The sequence below is a fragment of the Methanobrevibacter sp. genome (assembly GCF_045220775.1).
Classification (GTDB): Archaea; Methanobacteriota; Methanobacteria; order Methanobacteriales; family Methanobacteriaceae; genus Methanocatella.
The window spans coordinates 1-1,618 of the sequence record NZ_JBGUWC010000109.1 but is presented as its reverse complement, the minus strand read 5'-3'; the positions used below and the strand labels follow the sequence as shown (position 1 = coordinate 1,618).

Below are 1,618 nucleotides of genomic sequence, written 5' to 3'. Positions count from 1 at the left end.
CGCATACACTGGAAGACAAGAACCGAGGAGTGTGGGCATCATCACCTGGAATTCCGAATCTGGAAACAGTAGTGCCACTCCTTTTAACTGAAGTAAACAAAAACAATATTGATTTGAAAAGACAAGGCGCATTCAATATTGAAGAATTTGAAACAAAAGCTGAATACTCCCCATTTGACGGTTTAAATTACATTGGAATGCCAATAATGACAATTGTCAATGGAAAAACAGTAATGAATAAAATTTAACTAATTTTTTTTAAAAAAAAAGAAAATAAAAAAGGTGTGTTTTCACACCTATTTATAACATAATGCGTCTTCTGGACATGCTTCCATACATTGACCACATAAAGTACAGAATCCTGCAATTGGTAATTTAGGATTATCTGTTTTATGAAGCATATCGTATGGACATGCGTCGATACAGTCACCACATTGGTCACATTTAGATGGGTTGAATGAAATCCTATCTCTGGTTACAGGTTCACCATCAATAGTTACTTCGTATTGTTCAACTTTTAATGCATCGTTAGAACAAACTGAAGCACAAGCTCCACATCTAATACAACTAGTGAAAGATGGTTCAGCATCAGTTTCTACTAAAGCTGGGCAGGACATACCAGTTTTGGTAACTACACGGATAGCTTCAGTAGGACATTTGTTAGCACATGCACCAATGAAATCACATTTTTCTACATCTCTTCCGATACCTTCTGCATCAACAGGTGCACCTTCACCCCATTCTACATCAATTTCTAATGCATCAACAGGACAAAGTTTTACACATAAACCACATGCAGCACATACGCTAGGAATTGCTACTGTTAAGCTAGCACTGTTAGCAGCAATGAAATCACCAGGACATGCTTCTACACAGGTGTTACAACCGATACATTTAGCGGAATCGAAAGTGAAAGATTTGATTTCTTTGGAACGTTTGACTGGTATTTTTTCAGCAATGAATATTGCATTCCAAGGACAGGTTTGTGAACATAAACCACATCTAATACAGTCATCGTTTACAGTAACAGGACTTCCAACTTCTTCAAGAGTGATTGCACTTACAGGACAAGGTTCTACACAAGTTCCACATCCAACACAATCTTTGATGTAAACAGGACCTTTTCCATTGAGATCTAAATCACATTCTACAGGTTCTTTTACACCAGGAATTCCAATTACATCAACAGGACAAATGTCAACACATTTTTGACACATTACACAGAATCCTTCAACTTCTTTTAATTTTTCACCAGTAACTTTAATTGTTTCTTGTGGGCAAACTTCTTCACATTTACCACAGGAGTCACATAATACAGAGTTGAATACTAATCTTTTTTGAGTTACTCCTTCAGTAACTTCATAATCTTCAACTTTTAATGCACCTTGTGGACAAACGTCAGCACATTTTGGTTCTTCACCACAAGTATCACAGTGAATAATAGAGCTAGGTGTTACCTCAATAGCTGATGTAGGGCAAGTACCTTCACAAGCACCACATTTTATACAGCCATCTTCATTAAATACTATCATTTATAAAAACCCCCTTAAATTTAGAATTTTTTAATGAGGTTTCCTTCACTGTCTACAATATCTACTTCAGCTAATCTCATTTGACT

General features: G+C 36.2%; 1 protein-coding gene and 1 pseudogene. One reads left to right on the top strand and one right to left on the bottom strand.

From position 1 onward, the window contains the following. A pseudogene (locus ACJROP_RS07270) lies at nucleotides 1–248 on the top strand (dihydroorotase); the annotation flags it as partial. Nucleotides 249–296: 48 nt separating this feature from the next. Here the strand turns inward: ACJROP_RS07270 and ACJROP_RS07265 are convergent. Beyond that, nucleotides 297–1,532 carry a 4Fe-4S binding protein gene (locus tag ACJROP_RS07265; RefSeq protein WP_292881024.1) on the bottom strand — a complete coding sequence of 412 codons (1,236 nt, stop codon included), beginning with the start codon at nucleotides 1,530–1,532 and terminating at the stop codon, nucleotides 297–299. Nucleotides 1,533–1,618: the final 86 nt, after the last annotated feature.

What these genes read in the sequence shown, in the direction of transcription:
- ACJROP_RS07265 (WP_292881024.1), bottom strand. Translation starts at nt 1,532, where the DNA reads ATGATAGTATTTAATGAAGATGGCTGTATAAAATGTGGTGCTTGTGAA.